At 73.0% G+C, this 16,477-nt stretch carries 15 protein-coding genes; 6 read left to right on the forward strand and 9 right to left on the reverse strand.

Features of this window, described 5'->3' with window-relative positions:
- Positions 1–21: 21 nt before the first annotated feature.
- Complete coding sequence (gene folE / locus C6361_RS10095) at positions 22–696, forward strand: GTP cyclohydrolase I FolE (RefSeq protein ID WP_107257373.1); 675 nt, start codon at positions 22–24, stop codon at positions 694–696.
- Positions 697–778: 82 nt separating this feature from the next.
- Here folE and C6361_RS10100 read toward each other — a convergent pair whose 3' ends face one another.
- Entirely contained in the window at positions 779–1,219 is a 441-nt protein-coding gene (locus C6361_RS10100; RefSeq protein WP_107257374.1) for a hypothetical protein, read from the reverse strand.
- Complete coding sequence (locus C6361_RS10105) at positions 1,216–3,993, reverse strand: FtsK/SpoIIIE domain-containing protein (protein ID WP_369931373.1); 2,778 nt, start codon at positions 3,991–3,993, stop codon at positions 1,216–1,218. The genes C6361_RS10100 and C6361_RS10105 overlap by 4 nt, the downstream gene beginning before the upstream one ends.
- Positions 3,994–4,187: 194 nt before the next feature.
- Here C6361_RS10105 and C6361_RS10110 point away from each other — a divergent pair, with 194 nt between their 5' ends.
- Complete coding sequence (locus C6361_RS10110; RefSeq protein WP_107257376.1) at positions 4,188–4,745, forward strand: hypothetical protein; 558 nt, start codon at positions 4,188–4,190, stop codon at positions 4,743–4,745.
- A gap of 13 nt (positions 4,746–4,758) precedes the next feature.
- Here C6361_RS10110 and C6361_RS10115 read toward each other — a convergent pair whose 3' ends face one another.
- Both C6361_RS10115 and C6361_RS10120 read right to left on the reverse strand, forming a co-directional pair.
- The gene (locus C6361_RS10115) at positions 4,759–5,388 is read right to left on the reverse strand and encodes a hypothetical protein (RefSeq protein ID WP_107257377.1); all 630 of its coding nucleotides are present in this window, start codon (positions 5,386–5,388) and stop codon (positions 4,759–4,761) included.
- Between the two features lie 136 nt (positions 5,389–5,524).
- Positions 5,525–5,752 (reverse strand): winged helix-turn-helix domain-containing protein, encoded by a 228-nt coding sequence (locus C6361_RS10120; protein WP_199853315.1) that lies wholly within the window; start codon positions 5,750–5,752, stop codon positions 5,525–5,527.
- Positions 5,753–6,179: 427 nt separating this feature from the next.
- Here C6361_RS10120 and C6361_RS10125 point away from each other — a divergent pair, with 427 nt between their 5' ends.
- From C6361_RS10125 to C6361_RS10140, 4 genes are all read left to right on the forward strand, one after another.
- Positions 6,180–6,494 (forward strand): DivIVA domain-containing protein, encoded by a 315-nt coding sequence (locus C6361_RS10125; RefSeq protein WP_369931374.1) that lies wholly within the window; start codon positions 6,180–6,182, stop codon positions 6,492–6,494.
- Positions 6,491–6,757: a hypothetical protein gene (locus C6361_RS10130; protein WP_234359434.1), complete on the forward strand. Its 267-nt coding sequence runs from the start codon at positions 6,491–6,493 to the stop codon at positions 6,755–6,757. The genes C6361_RS10125 and C6361_RS10130 overlap by 4 nt, the downstream gene beginning before the upstream one ends.
- A gap of 362 nt (positions 6,758–7,119) precedes the next feature.
- Entirely contained in the window at positions 7,120–8,019 is a 900-nt protein-coding gene (locus tag C6361_RS10135) for an alpha/beta hydrolase (RefSeq protein ID WP_107267573.1), read from the forward strand.
- 23 nt (positions 8,020–8,042) lie between these two features.
- A complete protein-coding gene (locus tag C6361_RS10140) occupies positions 8,043–8,876 on the forward strand; it encodes a MerR family transcriptional regulator (RefSeq protein ID WP_107267574.1) in 834 nt (277 codons plus the stop codon).
- Between the two features lie 125 nt (positions 8,877–9,001).
- Here C6361_RS10140 and C6361_RS36940 read toward each other — a convergent pair whose 3' ends face one another.
- The 5 genes from C6361_RS36940 to C6361_RS10160 all read right to left on the reverse strand — a co-directional run bounded on the left by C6361_RS36940 (position 9,002) and on the right by C6361_RS10160 (position 16,394).
- Complete coding sequence (locus C6361_RS36940) at positions 9,002–9,163, reverse strand: hypothetical protein (RefSeq protein WP_159079271.1); 162 nt, start codon at positions 9,161–9,163, stop codon at positions 9,002–9,004.
- Between the two features lie 81 nt (positions 9,164–9,244).
- Positions 9,245–10,381 (reverse strand): M23 family metallopeptidase, encoded by a 1,137-nt coding sequence (locus C6361_RS10145; protein WP_107267575.1) that lies wholly within the window; start codon positions 10,379–10,381, stop codon positions 9,245–9,247.
- Positions 10,382–10,406: 25 nt separating this feature from the next.
- Positions 10,407–10,952: a hypothetical protein gene (locus C6361_RS10150; protein ID WP_107257382.1), complete on the reverse strand. Its 546-nt coding sequence runs from the start codon at positions 10,950–10,952 to the stop codon at positions 10,407–10,409.
- 4 nt (positions 10,953–10,956) lie between these two features.
- Positions 10,957–12,909, reverse strand: a complete 1,953-nt coding sequence (locus C6361_RS10155; protein ID WP_107267576.1) for a hypothetical protein — start codon at positions 12,907–12,909, stop codon at positions 10,957–10,959.
- 2 nt (positions 12,910–12,911) lie between these two features.
- On the reverse strand, positions 12,912–16,394 hold the full coding sequence (locus C6361_RS10160; RefSeq protein WP_107257384.1) for an ATP-binding protein: 3,483 nt from the start codon (positions 16,392–16,394) through the stop codon (positions 12,912–12,914).
- Positions 16,395–16,477: the final 83 nt, after the last annotated feature.

Consider the following 16,477-nt stretch of genomic DNA (forward strand, 5'->3'; position numbering starts at 1 on the left):
GCCGGCGGAAACGTCGGCGGCCTGTCCGCGTCAGCCACCGAGCCGGACGGCGACGACGAGCTGGACTACCTCGCCGCCCGGCTGGTCAACGGCAAGCTCGGCGGCGGGCCGGTCGAGGACGCCGTCGACCTGGCCCGGATCGAGAAGGCGGTCCGGGAGATCCTGATCGCCGTCGGCGAGGACCCGGACCGGGACGGCCTGGTCCAGACGCCGGCCCGGGTCGCCCGGGCGTACGCCGAACTCTTCGCCGGGCTCCGGGTCGACCCGGCCCAGGTGCTCAGCACCACCTTCGAGGCCAACCACGAGGAACTCATACTCGTCCGGGACATCGACGTGATGAGCCTCTGCGAGCACCACCTGCTGCCGTTCCGGGGCTCGGCGCACATCGGCTACATCCCCGGCGAGAACGGCCGGATCACCGGGCTCTCCAAGCTGGCCCGGCTGGTCGAGGTCTACGCCCGCCGGCCGCAGGTGCAGGAGCGGCTGACCTCGCAGATCGCCGACCTGCTGATGACCAAGCTGGAGCCGCGCGGCGTGATCGTGGTGCTGGAGTGCGAACACATGTGCATGGCGATGCGCGGCATCCAGAAGTCCGGCGCCAAGACCATCACCTCGGCGGTACGCGGCGCGCTGCAACGGGACGCCAAGTCCCGCGCCGAGGCGATGGCCCTGATCCACGCCAGCCGCGCCGCCTGACCCCGCCAGCCGCTTCCCGGGCCGCCGCCCGGCCGGTCGCCGCCGCCCGGCCGGTCGCCGCTGCCGGGCCGGGCCGGGCCGGTCAACCGCGCCAACCGGCCAGGTAGACGCCGCCCAGGCAGAGCACGGCCAGCAGGCCGAGCAACGCCGTCAGGAGCGCGCCGTAGAGCAGTACCCGGCTCCAGGGCAGCGGGCCGGCCCCGGGCAGCCGGGTGGCGGCGTCCGCCGCGTCCGCGGTGGTCCGGGCCTCCCGCAGCGCCGCGAGTACCGCCTCCGGGCCGCCGGCCATCGCCCGACCGGCCGCCGCCACCTCCGGCTCGGAGGGCATCAGGTCGGCCTCGGCGACGCCCAGCGCGCGCAGCCGGGACTGCTGGGGCACCAGCCGGGCGCGTACCCCGGCCAGCTCCTCCCGGGCGCTGTGCACGCCCCGCTCCTGCTCGGCGGCGGCGGTGGCGGCGGAACGGCGTACCGCGTCCAGCCGCTGCGCGGCGGCCAGGTAGTCCTGCCAGGCGTCCCCGCTCACGGTGTGCCCTCTCCGCCCGGCGGGCCGTACGGGACGACCAGGCTGGCCAGGTCCGTCCGACGGTCGTAGAGCAGCGCCCGGCCGGGGCGGGGACGCCACCGTACGGGCCGGCCCAGCAGCCGGGTCAGCTCCGACTCGGGTACGTCGAGCAGGAGCAGCCCGTCGACGGTGGCCGCAGCCGCGACGGCCGCTTCGGCGACCTCCTCGGGCTCCGCCGGTGCGGGCTGCTCGGGCACCGCCGGTACGGCGACCAGGTCGGCGAACGGGGCGACTGCCCGCCACCAGCCCAGCAGGTGTACGCCCCGGCCCGGCCCGTCGCGCAGCAGCGCCCGGAGGCGCTCGGTCGACAGCTCGGGGGCCGCCGCCAGCTCGTCCATCCCGAAGGCGACCAGACAGCCGGGTCCGGCCAGTTTCAGCGCCTCGCCCAGCCCGGCGGCGTCCACCCGGCGCACCGGATGTCGCCGGGACAGCGCGGCGGCGAGCGACTCCGCCACCGGGTCGGGGCCCGGCGCGGCGACGACGAACTCGACGCTGCCGGCGGGATGCCGCGCGGCGAGTCCCCGGGCGGCGCCGGCCAGTACCCCGGCGCCGGTTGGGTCCGGCCCCAGGACCGCGAGGTGCCGGCCCGGTGTCGCGTCGAGCGGCAGCTCCGCCGGGCGCGGCGAGACGTCGACGAGCAGCCCGACCGGCACACCGACCGGCGCTGGCCGCCCGTCGGTCGGCGCCGGGTGCGGCTCGTCAACCCGAAGAGATGCGTCGAGGGACTCCGGGTCGTCGGTGCGGACCGGAGGTGGCGGTGGGGTCAGATAGCCGGTGAAGACGGCCGGTGCCGGCATCCCGGCGGGCCGGTCCGCCCAGAGCCGGTGCCGGAGCCCGCTGAGCACGCCCGGATCGGCGTGCGGATCGGGGAACCGGACGGTCCGTTCGTGGCCCCGGGTCGCGCCGCGCGGCCCGCCGAGCCCACCGGCGGTGTTCACCACCGCCGTACCCAGCGGCAGGCCCGCCGCCGAGTCGTTCGTCGGCTCCAGCACGTCCGTGCCGCCGGGCAGTGCCACCCGGACCGGGAACTGGCCGAGGAACGAGTCCCGCCGGGCCCGCAGCGCGGCCAGCGCCGGCGCCGGTCGGCCGGTCAGGATCAGGTGTACCCCGGCCGACCGCCCCCGCCGGGCCACCGACTCCAGCCGGGCCAGCGCCTCGACCCCGAGCGCGTCCTCCTCGGCCAGCAGCAGCGGGTACCCGTCGAGCACGCAGATGATCCGTGGGGTCGGGCGGTCGGCGTCGCCCCGCTGGGCGGGTACCAGCGCCGCGCCGGCCGGGCGTCCCGGCACCGCCGCCGACGGGAGTGGGTCGGCCGCGCCACGGCGGTCCAGTTCGGCGTCGAGGTCGCGGAGCACCGCGAGGCCGTACTCGCGGTCGGCCTGCACCCCGACGGCCCGGACGTGCGGCAGCCACGGCCCGCCCGGCCCGGTGCCGTCGGAGCCGTCCGCCGGCTCCGGTACGAACTCGGTGAAGGCCGTACCGTCGGCGAAGTCGACCAGATAGAGCGCCAACTCGTCGGGGTGGTAGCGGGTGCAGAGCCCGTAGAGGACGTTGACCAGGAAGGCGCTCTTGCCGGCACCGCCCCGGCCGCCGACCAGCCAGTGCGGGGTGCGCTCGTCGAAACCGAGCGGCACGGTCCGGTCGCCGTCGTGCCCGACCGGGGTGCTCAGCCCGTCGGCGGCGGACTCCGTCCAGAATCCGTCCGCCGGCTCCGGCAGCAGGTCGTCGAGGGTACGTCGGTAGTCGGCGTGGAACCGCGCGGCCAGGTCCCGGCAGACCCGGTCCAGCAGCGGTACCGGCGGGCAGTCGTCGAGGAAGACCGGCGCGTTCAGGCCGGTGCCGGGCAGGTGCGGCACCGGGGCGCTGAACGAGGCACCGGGCGGATCGCCGACCAGCGCGTACGGGTTGCGCATCGCGATCATGGTGGAGCGGGAGAGCGGTGCCTGGCTCGTCTCGGCGGTCAGCGGCGGGGGTGGCCAGCCGGCCACGATCAGGTGCAGTCCCGCCTCGGGCCCCTCCCGGGCCAGCGCACCGATCCGGGCCAGGTCGCCCGCCTCGGTCAGCTCCGGCAGCGAGCCGACCACCAGCAGCAGGGTGCGGTCGTGCCGGTTGTAGCGGGCGGTGGCCGGCCGGGTCGGGCGTACCCACTGCTCGGCCTCGGCCAGCACGGCCCGCAGGCCGGTGCGGTCGGTGACCGGCGGCGGCATCAGGCCGGCGTCGGCGAGCGGGGCGAACGGCGCGAAGAGCTGGCCCCCGGCGGTGGCGTCGACGCCCCGCACCAGCAGCGAGCCGGCCGGGGCGGCGGCGAGCAGCCGGAGGAGTACGGACCGGAGCAGCCCGGCCACCCGGGGATCGCGGCTGTCCGCGTCGACGGTGAGGTGGCCGGTGCCGAGCAGCGGCACCAGCACCGGAAAGCGGGCGTCGTCCAGCGGCTGGGCGGTGCCGATCCGCACGAAGGTCGGCTGGGCGGGGCCGCCGAGCGGGGCGTCCTCGGACTGGGCGTCCAGCGGCGCGCCGAGCCAGCCCGGGGCGAGTTCGCTCGCGGCGGCGCGCAGCCGTTCGGCGAGTTCGTGCTGCTCCCGCTGGTCGGCGGGGATCGGGCGGATCGCCTCCAGGGCGGTGGCCGCGGCGGCGGTGGTGGCGGCGGCCCGGCGGTGCAGTACGGCGGCGGTGCCGGCGGCGGCCCGCCAGCGCAGCGTGGCGGCGTGCCCGGTCGGTCCCCTCCAGGTGTCCACCGCACCAACTCCCTCGTCCTGGTCTGAGACGGTATCCCAGCGCGGCGGCATCTTCGCGGACCTGCGGGGATGGTCGTGGCACAGATAGCCGGAGCTGGCGGAGGGTCACCGATTGATCCCTTTTGGTTACCAAGCTGGAATTCGCGCCCATTGGGTACGGAGGGGGCAGCGGCTAGCCTCAGGGGGTGGAGTCAGTGCACCCCCCGGCCGATTCCCAGGTGTCCCGGGTACCCACCCAGCGGACCCCGCCCGGACAGGCCGCTCCCGAGCCGGTCGCACCGCCACCGGCGCCACCTCGTCGGCGCCTGGGCCTGGTGCTGGCGGTGGTCGGCGGCGCACTGGCGCTGTTCTGCCTGGCCGGCGCCGCCGTCGCGTACGTCGCCTACGACCGGTTCACCGCCCCCGACCGGAGCGCCCCCGACGTCGTGGTGGACAACTACCTGCGGGCCTACCTGGTCGACGAGAACGACGTACTCGCCGGTGAGTTCGAGTGCGCCGACCCGGCCGGGCTCGCCCCGCTGCGGCAACTGCGCGCCGACCTGACGGCCCGGGAGAAGCAGTTCCAGATCACCTTCGTGGTCAAGTGGGGGCCGCTGGACGTACGCCCACAGGGGGAGCGGGCCGAGGTCGGCGTCGAGCTGGTGATCTCGTACCTGGTGGAGAACCTCTCGCAGACCGAGCACCAGCGGTGGCGCTTCGGCACCGAACAGGACGACGGCTGGCGGGTCTGCACGGCCGACCCGGCGACCTGACGGGCCCGCCGGGTCACTCGATCCAGAGCAGGTGCACCGGAACCTCCAGCGTGGTCGGTGGCCGGCCGCTCCACGCCCAGCGGTACCAGTCGAGTTCGGCGGTGACGCGGACGCAGATGTCCCCGTCGCCGCTGGTGTAGACCTCGGTGACCGCGCGCAGGTCGCGCCGCTCGACCGCGTCGGCGATCTGCACCACCCGGCGGCCGGCGACCGCGTCCGCCTCGACCACCGGCACCGGGGCCCGGTGCGTCGGCGCGTCCAGCGACACCAGCCGGGAGATGACGTCCGGCCGGGCCGGCCGGGGGATCGGCGGGGTGCTGGCGTCCCACGGGGAGACCTCGCCGAGGGTCTCCACCCAGACCCGTTCCGCCGGCACCAGCGGGGCGAAGACCTCGATCTGCTCCGCCTCGGCCCGATACCACTCGTGCTCGGCCAGCACCGGCACGTAGGTGCGGCTGCCCTGCACCACCCGCTCGTCCGCCCGCAGGTCGGCGCGCCAGCCGAGCCCGGGGAGCCCGACCAGCACCCGGCGGCCGCGCAGGTCCACCCGGTTGGCGGCGGCGGCGATCACGATCGGTCGGGGCGGCCCCGGCGCCCAGTCGGGCTGGCCGGCGAAGGGATCGGGAAGGGGATCGTGACTCACGGATCGCTCGACCTACCTGTGGCTCCTGGACGGAACGCGCTCGGCGCCTGACACCGCTATTCTCCAGGCTCCCACTTCGACGGCAACACAGTGCGTGACGGTCAGCCGACCAGATCTTGCGGACAGGTCGCCGCCGTCATCGTCCTGGCTTCTCGGCGACGAAGACGCCGCGACCTGGGCGGCCGACCAGGATTCCGCGCTGGCGGAGCCGGGCCACTGCTCGCGAGATGGTCGATGGCGATACGTCGTAGTGGTCGGCCAGATCGCTGGTCGAGGGAATCTGGGTGCCGGGTGGGAAGTCGCCCTTCTTGATGCGCTTTACAAGATCGTCGATTAGCTCGTTCATGGTCGGCGGGATAGGCACAGTTCGTCCCTTGCGGTCGGTTGGCCCATCCAGTATTGATCGTGGTTCTCGACATAGGCAATGCAGGTACGTGAAATGACACTGCATCCTTAGATGACATGCTTGACGTAGGTGACGCTGGCCGAGTAACTTCGCAGACGGCGGTTGCAGGGCCTTTGTGGTCGGTTGGCACCTCTGCACGGCATTGCGAGCGCCGCAACACCACTCCGGTACCAGCTAGCAGTAAGTGATCTTCACAACCGATCGAGTGGACAGAGAAACATTCCTGCCGCAGCACGGCTGCCCCTGTTGCCGTACCGCCGCTCTGGGCTGCGGTGGCCGGGGCGGGGTGGTCCGGGCGGACCCGAAACGGCCGGACCACCCCCACCACCAGCGCAGGCACGAGGACGGGAACAGGACCGAACACCAGGCGAAAGGATGGACGGACGTGCGACAACTCCTTCGGCGCATCCTGACGAGATCGACGGGAGCGGACCGGTTGTCTTCGGTGCTCGGCGAGCGCCGCTCTCGGCCGTACCAGCCGATGCGGCCCTGGCAGGTGCGGGACCGGCGGTTCCGGACGACCTGGCGTGGCCTGGACCCGGACGAGGTCTCGGCCTTTCTCGACCAGGTTGCCGATGACCTCGGCCGCGTCTATGCCCAACTCTCCAACAGTCAGGAGGAGGCGGCCCGGATCAAGGACGCGCTGCGGCGCTGGCAGGCCGCCCAGGCGCCGACCATGCGCGCGATGGCGCGACGGTGAGTATCGAACTGCATCGGTACGTCATCCACCTGACGATCGTCACGACCGACCTGCCCCGGGCACGTGTCCTGGCCCGGACCGTCGCTCGGGCGCTGACCTTCCTCTGCGTGGACGTGCCGGAGACCACCGTCTCGGAAGAACGGAACCCGGACGTACGCCATCGGGTCTTCTGCACCCGGCGGCTGCCCAACGGCCGCCGCTGCGGACTGCGGATCGACCACGAAATTCCGTGCACCCCACGAGCACGGCGGCGGTCGATATGACGATGTGGTGCTCGGCGCCGACTGTGCCGGGCGGCTTCGTCTGGACGGCTGTTGTCGGCGTACAGGCCCGAGTGCACAGGTAGGTACGCCGGGGAGCGTACAGAGATCGAGTATCAGAAGGGTCAACGGCGTCTGTCGATCAAGCCTCTATGTCGTACGGCAGATCGTCTCGCCGACTGCGATCCGTTGTCGCCACTCTCAGTCGCGCTCGCACCGGATCGCAGCAGATGTGCGCACCTGACCTTGTTCGAGCGGCCAGCCGCAGCCGGTGTGGGCACGGGCTGGCGGTCGCGGGTGTGCGAGGTCATGTCGCTGGGCGGCGGTTTGACCCTGACGCAGGGGCAACCTTTCAGCATGGTGGCATGACCAAGAGAACCACTGCTGTGGAGGTAGCCGGACCGCACGAGTCGCGCGGCGATCACGGCGACGATCGGGAGCGGACCGAGAGAGGCGACAGGACGATGCGGCACTTCACGATCCACCACGACGGTGTCACGATCCCGGTGTCTCGCGGCGGCCGGGGACGACCGCTGGTCCTGTGCCCCGGGCTGAACTCGACACAGGCAGACCTGCACGAGCTGACTGAGCTGCTGCGGCATGACCACGATGTAGTGACCTTCGACCTGCGGGGCCATGGCCTCGCCTCGGCCGCCGACCGGTATTCCTTCGAGGCTTTCCTCAGCGATCTCGTCGCCGTGATGGCGGAGCTGGAACGCCTTGACCTGCCCTCGGCGCCCCTGCTTGTGGGCTATTCACTGGGTGCGGACCTGGCGGTGCGCTATGCCTCCGAGCATCCTGACACCGTCGCCGGGCTTGTTCTCATCGACGGGGCGAACCCGGTGCCCGAACCGTTCATCACCGAGGCTGACGCGGCGGCGTTTCTCACGCTATGGGAGAAGCTGGCAACGCAGCAGGAATCCTTGCGGGGCACCGCCCGCCAGGTGTTGCTCACCGCCCAGGAGATTCTTGACCTGAATGTCGAGATCGATGTGGTTCGGTCCGGGATCCTTCATCGATATAGGAAGATCGACCGACCCATCAGCATGATCATGTCGACCTCGATGGCCGGCGACAGCGGTGAAGAACCGGCGCCGCGCCTGAATCAGAACTGGCGTGCCGGCGTCGAGCGGCTCGTCCGCGAGCAGCCGCACATCGCCGCGTTCTGGCTCGACGCCGACCACCAGCTGGCCTTCACCCACGCCCCGGAGATCGCCGAGATCATCCGGAGTAACAAGGCGCAGTCGGCCAAGCCGACCCCTTGAACGCGCTGTAGGAGACTGATGCGATGCTGACCATCGGTGAGCTGGCGTCGTATGCCGGAGTGACGGTGCGTGCGGTGAGGCACTATCACGCCAAGGGGTTGCTGCCGGAGCCGGAGCGGGATCGCTCCGGCTATCGGAGGTACGACGCCGGCGCCGTGGTCGAGCTGATCAAGATCCGGACCCTCGCCGAGGCCGGGGTCCCGCTGGCGCGAGTGCGGGAGCTGCTGCAGGCCGACGAGGAGGAGTTCGCCGCGGCGGTCGCAGACATCGACAAGCGGCTGCGGGCGGAGATCCGGGAGCGGCAACGGCACCGGGAGGGAATCGCCCGCCTCGCCTCCGGGGACAGCTTGGCGCTGCCCCCGGTGGTGGTCGAGTATCTCGACCGGCTGCGGGCGCTCGGGGTCGACGAGCGAATCGTCCAGGTCGAGCGCGACGGCTGGATCCCGCTGGCCGCGCACTCACCGGAGCGAGTCCCGGAATGGATGGCACGCAAGCGTGAGCAGATCGCCGCCCCACAGCTCATCGGCTTCTATCTCACCTTGGGCCAGGCACTAGACCGCACCGACGACGACCCACGGCTGGTCGAGCTGGCCGACAAACTGGCCGCCTACATCACGCAGATGGCAGACGAACGGGGCGAGGACTACGTCGACGACACCCACATCGAGCCACCGCTGGTCAAGCTGATGGACACGCTGGCGTTCGACACTGTGCCGCCGGCCCGTCGGCTGATCGAGTTGCTGAAGGAGCGAGGCTGGACCGGCTGGACCGAACTCAAGCGTGTGAACCCCACACCGGATGCGGCCGGAACATGGCAAGAAGACACCGCATCGCGGCGTTCCGGGCGCGATCGGTGACGGCGGGCGAAGCCCCGCCGGGCGGGGCCGCCGGCAGCGGCTTCGGCACTGATGTTGACCGAGACGGCCCAGGACTCCCCAGAACTACGGCAAGCCGCAAAGGGGGAGGGTCCTGACGGGATGCACTACCCGAGGCTGATCACGCTGTGTAAACGCTCGGAATTCGGCATGATCGGAAGCCGAAACTCCTCCTCGCCGAGGCGCTGCGGCTGTGGGCGTTCAAAGCTGGTTAGTAGTTCTTCCGAACCGCCTGCCATCGCGTCCAGCACGGCCGCCGCCGTCACCATCTGACGCCTCGGCCGGCCCCCACGCGCCACCGCAATCCAGGACGCTTGCAGTCGTCGCGGACGCATGTTGCATCTGATGTATCACCGCTCATTCCCGGTGAGCGGAGCGCCGCGGTCGCGCATGAACGGCACCGGGTCGATGGCGCCGTGCCGGCTCCGGTCGCCGCGCAGGTGCACCTCGAAGTGCAGGTGCGGCCCCGAGGAGTTGCCGCTCGATCCGACCCGCCCGATCACCTGCCCGGCCTCCACCATGTCGTTCTTGGAAACCATCGGCCTGTTGACCATGTGGCAGTACCGGGTGATCACGTTGCCCGCGTGCAGGATGTCGACGAACCAGCCGCAGCCGCCCTTGCCCGGGAAGCCGTCCACGTCGCAGCTCAACCGCCCCCGCCGGTCCGGGTCGCAGCGGGAGACCAGCACCCGGCCGGCCGCCGCCGCCCGGATCTCCGTGGTGTACTTCGGCGCGCCGATGTCGACCCCGTTGTGCGCCGGCCGGGCAGCGGTACGGAATCCGGAGCCGACCCCGCCGGGGATCGGGGCGGTCCAGCCCGAGGCGGCGATCTCCGCCCCGTCGGCGCAGCCGAGCCCCAGGTCGGTACCGGCGGCCCGGGCGGCCCCGCCGGTCAACGCGTTCACGATCTCGGTCGCCAGCGGCTCGTGCTTGGCGTACGCGTCCGGGAAGGCGCTGATCTGCACCGCCTGGGCGGCCCGGGTGAGCGACCGCTTCTGCCAGTTCCGGATGGTCTTCAACTTCTCGTAGAACTTCCGGGCCGCGTACTCCGGGTTGCGGATCTGCTCCGGCGTGCCCCAGCCGGTGCTGGGCCGCTGCTGGAACAGTCCGAGCGAGTCGTGGTCGTTGCGGTCGCCGAGATGCCCATGGTTGGTCAGGCCGGACTCCTGCATCGCGGTGGCGACCGCGATCACCCAGGCCCGGGGCGGCAGCCCCATCTCCCGGCCAACCTTGATGATGATCGCCGCGTTCCGCATCTGACTCGCCTTGTACGGCCCGACCAGCGGCAGGTCGCCGTCGGTCTTGACCGGCTCGGTGTCGCCGCAGCCGAAGGTCGCCGCCGCCAGGTTCTCCTCCTCGGAGGCGAACATCGTCACCAGGAACGCACCGGTGCCGCCGACGCAGCAGAGCAGCGCGAGTACGCCGGTCAGCACCACCGCCAGCGCGACCCGCCGTACCGGTCGCCGGGTCGGACCCCGGTCGGTCATCCCGCACCCACCTCCCCGCGCCCGCTCAGCGCCGTTGCCAGTCCACCGTGTCCACCCGCCAACGCCCCTGCACCGCCACCAGGCCGAGCCGCAGTTCGCCGGAGTCCACCGGTACGACCACCTCGACCAGGCTGTCGTTCTGCGGTACGGCCAGCAGGTCCCCGGTGATCCGGTCCGCCGGCACGGTGGCCGGGTCGACCCCGGTCAACTGCTCGGCGAGATTGTCGGTGGCGAGCTGCCGCAGCCCCGCGTGCCACTCGTCGGCGGTGGTGTCCCGGTGGTCCAGCCAGGCGGTGGCGAAAGACCGGGCCACCTGTGCCGGCTCGGGCGCGCCGGGACTGGTCCGGGGCGACGGCTCCTCGGTCACGGTCAGCCCGTCGTCGCCGGCCTCCGGGTCGGTGATGCTGATCGGGCCGGGCGTACCGCCGACGAGTCCGGGCCGGTCGTCGCCGGGGCCGGCGATCAGCCGGGCCGCGCCGACGATCCCGACCACCAGCACGGCGATGACGATCGCGATCCCGAGCCGGGACCGGAGGAGCCGGGTGAAGAGGAACTCGACGGCGCGCCGCATCCCGTCACCTCGCCTCGGAGCGGATCCGGGGCGCCCGGGGGGCGGGCGTCGGGTCGGGGGCGGGCGCGGAGTCGGGCCGGTAGATCACGTAGGAGGGGTTCTCCACCGGTACGTCGGGCTCGGTCCACTCCGCCGGCCGGCGGCGGGACGGCCGGGCCCGGTCCGGGCGCGAGCCGGAGCCGCCACCCGGGGCCGCCGCCGGGGGAGAGTCGGGTGCCTCGGTACCCCGCTCGGGGCTGCTCTCCGAGCGGCTGCCGGCCCCGGTCTGGGCCGGGTCCTCGTGCCGGGCCTCCGGGCGTACGTTGGTCTGCTGGATCACCACGCTGCGGTTCTTGACCCGGATGTCGGTGCGGTGGTCCGGGTCGTCGAGCTGGGACGCGGCCCGGACGTCCCGGAAGAACCGGCGGTGCCAGGAGCCGGCCGAGGCGATCACCTCGGTGCTGTCCTTGCCGCCGAGTTGGGTGATCCGGCGGTACGGCCGCAGCAGCAGCCAGCCCACCACGCCGCAGAGCCAGACCAGCACCACCTGGAGCCAGCCGGGAATGGTGGAGGTGCTCATCACCAGGTCGACGGCGAAGAGATAGATCGCCGCACCGGTGCCGAAGATGGCGATGTTGAACACGGCGGCGACGACGGCGTTGCCCAGCCGGCGCAGCCCGGCGCTGGCCGGGCGGAGCAGCCCGACCGTGCCGAGCACCGGGGCGGCGATCACCGCCCACCGGAAGAGCAGGAAGCCGAGCAGCACCAGTACGGACGCGGTCAGGTCGAACATCGCGAAGAGGATCGCGGCCAGGATGGCGATCAGCCCGGCGCCGATCCGGTCCGAGTCGCGGGCGCCGCGCAGGTACTCGTACGCCTCCGGGTCCTCCCGCTGGATCTGCTGGGCGACCTTCATCCACTGTTCCTGCTTGGCGGAGACGGTGGTCTGCCGGGTGCCCGGGTTGGCGGCGATCCGGGCGGTCTCCTCCCAGGTGAACGCCTTGGCGTCGTAGAGCGCCCGGCCGTACTTGCGGGCCGTCTCGCTGTCCGAGGAGCCGAGCGCGCCGCGCAGCCAGTTGCGGTAGAGCATCGTCTCGGTCGCGGTGTCACTGGCCCGCAGCGCCGGTGGCCGGTTGTCCTTGCAGCCGGCCGGGTTGAGCGAGCCGCAGCGGTCGGCCGGGATGCTCTTGTCCCGGGGGCCGACCGCCTCGTGCACCACGTTCAGCGTGGTGACCAGGGTGCCGTCGGCGACGTTGGCGGACCGGACCGGCCAGGCGGCGATCGCGGTCACCGCGACCATCACCAGCACCGCCCAGCCGGCGGTGGTCATCGCGTTGCTCATGTCGGACTGCCGGGAGCGCCAGAGCAGGTAGACGCCGACGACGCAGAGGGTGATGATGCCGAAGACGCTGAAGACCCGCTCGTAGACCGCCTTGGTGGCCTGCTCGACCAGCGGGTCGGCCCAGTCCCACATGCTGCTCGGGTCCCAGGCCCGCTCGCGCAGCGCGTTCGAGGCGCCGATGATCGCGGCGGCGATCCGGATCTCGCCGTCCGCGATCTTGTTGAACACCTTGCTGCCCGGGTCGATCACGTCCGAGGCGCAGCCGCCGGAGTCGTCGTACGTCTCGTAGCTGTAGCCGGCGTTGCCGTACTCGGTGTACATCCCCTTCACGCCCGGCTTGCTGCTCGCCTCGGGACGGGTGGCGAACCAGCCGCCGAGCCCCTGGTCGGGCGCGCTCGGGGTGGGCGCCGTGACACAGTCCCGGATGTGCTGGCCGACGTTGGCGAGCCGGTCGACGCAGTCCCGGAAGTTCGCCTCCCACTCGGCGGTGGTGCAGAGCGCGACCTTGGCCTGGCTCGGCACCGGCACGGCGGCGGAGGCCGGCGTGGCGCCGCCGATCACCGGCCAGACCAGGGTGGCGGTCGCCAGCACCCCGATCGCGAGCAGCAGGGCGGCGAGCCGGGCTCCGAACCTCATGGTCAAGCCTCCAGGTCCGCGACGGGGGAGGGCAGGTTGGCCGGGGCGGCCTTCGCCGTGACCGGGGTGGTGTCCAGGTGGTCGAGCAGGCCGGGCACGTACGAGACGTCGACGCGTACCTTCTGCACCCGGCCGTCGACGTCACGCATCACGAACTCGCGGAAGCCGAGCCGGTCCGCCGAGGAGGCGTCCACGCTGGAGAGCGAGGCGAGGGTCGCCTCGTAGCCGTCGTTGACCGGTACCCGGAGCAGCCGCAGCGCCTCGGAGGCGATGTCGACGTCCTCGGCGATCCGGCCGACGAAGACGGTGGAGACGAGGTTCTGCACGTCGAGCCCGAGGATGTCCTTCGGGTTCTGCGAGGAGACCAGCGCGGCGAGGTTCCACTTCCGGGAGTCCCGGGCCAGCCGGACCAGGAACGACCGCCCCGAGCGCCAGCCCTCCATGAAGTGCGCCTCGTCCAGGCCGACCAGCTTGCGCGACGACATCGCGCCGCCGTAGCAGCGGCGTACCGCCAGCCGGTGCGCGGTGTGCAGCATCGGCAGCGCCAGCGCCTCCTCGGCCGACCAGTACTCCCGCTCGATCTTCAGGTCCGGCAGCCGCAGCCCGGCCATGGTGATCACGGTCAGCGTGGCGTCGGCGCCGAGCAGCCCCTCCGGCGGGCGGCCGAAGAAGAGCAGCGCCAACGGCATCTCGGCGGTGTCCAGCAGCAGGTTGGCCAGCTCCCGGCCCTCGTCCTCCAGCCCGGCCAGGCAGGCCACCACGTCGTCCAGGGTGGAGGTCTCCTCGGCCGGTACCTGCCGGACCGCGTGCCGGAAGAGCGTCGCGGTGGACGCCTCCCGGGCCACCTGCGGCGGCACCAGCATCATGCAGATGTCCTGCACCAGCATCCGCCGCTCGGCGCGGGCGTTGGAGACGGCGATCTGGAACTCCCGGTCGCCCGCCGAGCCGGCGGCGAACTCGCTGCGCAGCGGGGTCGGGATCAGCGCGTACGGCGCCAGGGTGCCGTGCTCGGAGCCGGTCAGGTTCAGCACGCGTGAATACGGTCGCAGCTCCGGCATCGCGCAGAGCCGGGCCAGCGGGCCGGACGGGTCGAGCAGGGTCACCTGCACCCCCCGCCGGGCGGCCAGATAGCCGAGCGCGCCGAGCAGGGTCGACTTGCCACCGCCGGGCTCGGCGACGAAGACGGCGAGCCCGGAACGCTCGCGTACCTCCATCGGGAAGTGCAGGTCCAGGAAGACCGGCCGGCGGCAGGTGCCGGCGGTACGACCGATCAGGTCGCCGCGCCGGTCCCCGACCGTCGAGGCGGCCTGCGGCAGTGCGGCCGCCAGCAGGTTCACCGGCATCCGGCGCAGGTAGCCGGTGTTGGCGATCGGTTCGCCGGGAATGAACTCCCGGGCCAGCCAGTCCTGGTTCTTCGGATGCTGGAGCGAGATCCGCAGCTCCCGGGAGTAGAGCTGGATCAGCCGCCGGGCCCGCTCCAGGCACTCCTCCCTGGTCCGCCCGCCGACCGCGATCCGGTGCCAGCCGTGCGCCCGGGCCGACTCCACCGGCAGCCCGGTGGTCATCTCGTCCCCGATCACCAGGGCCCGCTTGGCCAGCCGCTCCAGCTCCGGCGGGGCGTCGATGCCGTGCTCGGCGTAGTCGAGCTGCTGCGAGCGGATCATCCGCAGCCGGTGCTCCAGATTGCGGAACGAGTCGCCGGGACCGAGGATGTCGACCCGGGTGGAGAGCTCCATCGGCCAGGGCAGCCGCTCGTGGAAGTGCAGCCACGGCTCGTGCCGCTCCGGGATCTCCAGCGGCTCCATCCGGCCCACCGCGAGTACCGCGACGTGCCGCTCCTCGCCGGTCATCCGGTTGACCAGCTTCACCGTCGACCCGTACGGGGTGCGGTAGCGCTCCACCTGCTCGGTCAGGGCGAGCAGGTCGCCGCGCTCCCACCGGCCGTTGGTGACCGGCGAGAGCTGGCCGGGCGGGGCCATGCAGAGCGCCACGGAGCGGTACATCAGCCACTCCAGCTCCTCGGCGCTGACCTGCCGCCCCCGCATCCCGAACGCGCCGAGCACCTCGTCGAACTGCTCGACCGTCCGGCCCAGCTTGCGGCGCTCCCCGTCGGGGGTGCCCCGGCCGAAGGCCCGGAGGATCCGCTCGGCCAGCGAGTTGCCGAGCGACCGGCGGGCGAAGGTGACCCCGAGATAGGTCTGCCCCTCGGCGTGGTTGACCGAGAGCAGGTGCCGCTGGGCGGCGACCAGGTGATCCGACCAGCTCGGCGCGCCGGAGACGGTGGCCAGCGGGTGCGGGGTGTGCTGGTCGATCGTCCGGGCCCACTCGTCGGCCGGGAACGGCCGGGTGGTCCGGCGCAGGTGCAACCGGAAGCCGGCCAGCCCGGCGTACTGCTCGGAGATGGCGGAGAGCAGCGCCTCCCGTTCGGCGTCCGGCCGGAACGCCCAGCGCACCTCCGGCAGCCAGTACCAGGCGGTGACGGTGTTCGGGGTGAAGGTCAGGTGGCCGGCGATCTCGGTGATGGCCAGCTCGACGGCGGGATCCCGGTCGCCGAAGCGGAGCTTCGGTGCGCGTACCCGCTGGGGTTTGGTCAGCGGCTGCGGCCGGGTCGGCTTCGGCGTGCTCCGCCGCTGCTTCGGCGCGACCGGCGCGGTCTCCCGCTCCGGTCGCCGGCCGGGCCGCCGGTCCGGCTCGGCCGGGCGGCGGGTCGGCTGTTCGGCGGGCTCGCGGACGATCGGCAGCGCACCGGAGTGCTCGCCGCCGCGCTGCTGTGGCGCCGGGGTCGGCCGCCCGGGGTGTCCCTCGGCGGGAGCGGCGGGCAGGGCTCCGGCGCCGCCCGGCGCGGCTCGGGGGGCGGGTGCGTCGGCCGGCCATTCGACGGCCGGGCCGGGGTCGAGGCTGGCGGGTCCGACCGGGCGAACGGCGGCACCGGGGTCGGCGATGGTCTCGTCCTGCGCCGGCAGGGCGGGCTGGGCGGCCGGCGGAGCGTACCGGGCGGTGGGCTGCCCGGACGCGATCTCCCGCTGCCCGCCGCCACCCGCCGGGAGTTCGTCCGGCTCCCAGGCCGGCAGGCCGACGGCGGCCTCCGGTTCCTCGCCCCAGCGGCCCCGCGGATGCGGTGCGGGCGGGCGGGGCGCGGGGCGGGGTGCCGGCGCGGCGGGTGGGCTCGGCGGCGGCGCCGGCTGGACCGGGCCGGCACCGAAGAGGTCGAGGAAGGGCGAGTCGATGTCCGGGTGCTCGACCGGGGCCGGCGGGCGGGCCGGCGGCGCGGCGGGGGGTCGGGCCGGGCGGTTCCGGGCCGGTGGTTGCGGCGCCTGGAAGACCGCTACCGCACCGTGCCCGGTGTTGCTGAGCAGCGCGGCGTCGTACTCGCTCTCCTCGGCCAGCTCAGACTGGTTGTAGCCGGAGGACTGCGTACCGTTACCAGCGTTCTCGGCCGGGCGACCTGCCGGGTGAGACGAGCCCGGCCGGGAGGGGCGGGTCATGCCGCCGCCTCGCCCGGCCCGGAGGGCTCCACCGTCCAGCGGCAGAGGAATCTGGTTCGCTCGGTCACGCCGTCACCTCGCTG

Source organism: Plantactinospora sp. BC1, from assembly GCF_003030345.1.
Classification (GTDB): Bacteria; Actinomycetota; Actinomycetes; order Mycobacteriales; family Micromonosporaceae; genus Plantactinospora.

Excerpts from the sequence above, each read along its gene's own strand:
- C6361_RS10135 (WP_107267573.1), top strand. The coding sequence starts at position 7,120 with ATGACCAAGAGAACCACTGCTGTGGAGGTAGCCGGACCGCACGAGTCG.
- C6361_RS10140 (WP_107267574.1), top strand. The coding sequence starts at position 8,043 with ATGCTGACCATCGGTGAGCTGGCGTCGTATGCCGGAGTGACGGTGCGT.
- C6361_RS36940 (WP_159079271.1), bottom strand. The coding sequence starts at position 9,163 with ATGGTGACGGCGGCGGCCGTGCTGGACGCGATGGCAGGCGGTTCGGAA.
- C6361_RS10145 (WP_107267575.1), bottom strand. The coding sequence starts at position 10,381 with ATGACCGACCGGGGTCCGACCCGGCGACCGGTACGGCGGGTCGCGCTG.
- C6361_RS10150 (WP_107257382.1), bottom strand. The coding sequence starts at position 10,952 with ATGCGGCGCGCCGTCGAGTTCCTCTTCACCCGGCTCCTCCGGTCCCGG.
- C6361_RS10155 (WP_107267576.1), bottom strand. The coding sequence starts at position 12,909 with ATGAGGTTCGGAGCCCGGCTCGCCGCCCTGCTGCTCGCGATCGGGGTG.
- C6361_RS10160 (WP_107257384.1), bottom strand. The coding sequence starts at position 16,394 with ATGACCCGCCCCTCCCGGCCGGGCTCGTCTCACCCGGCAGGTCGCCCG.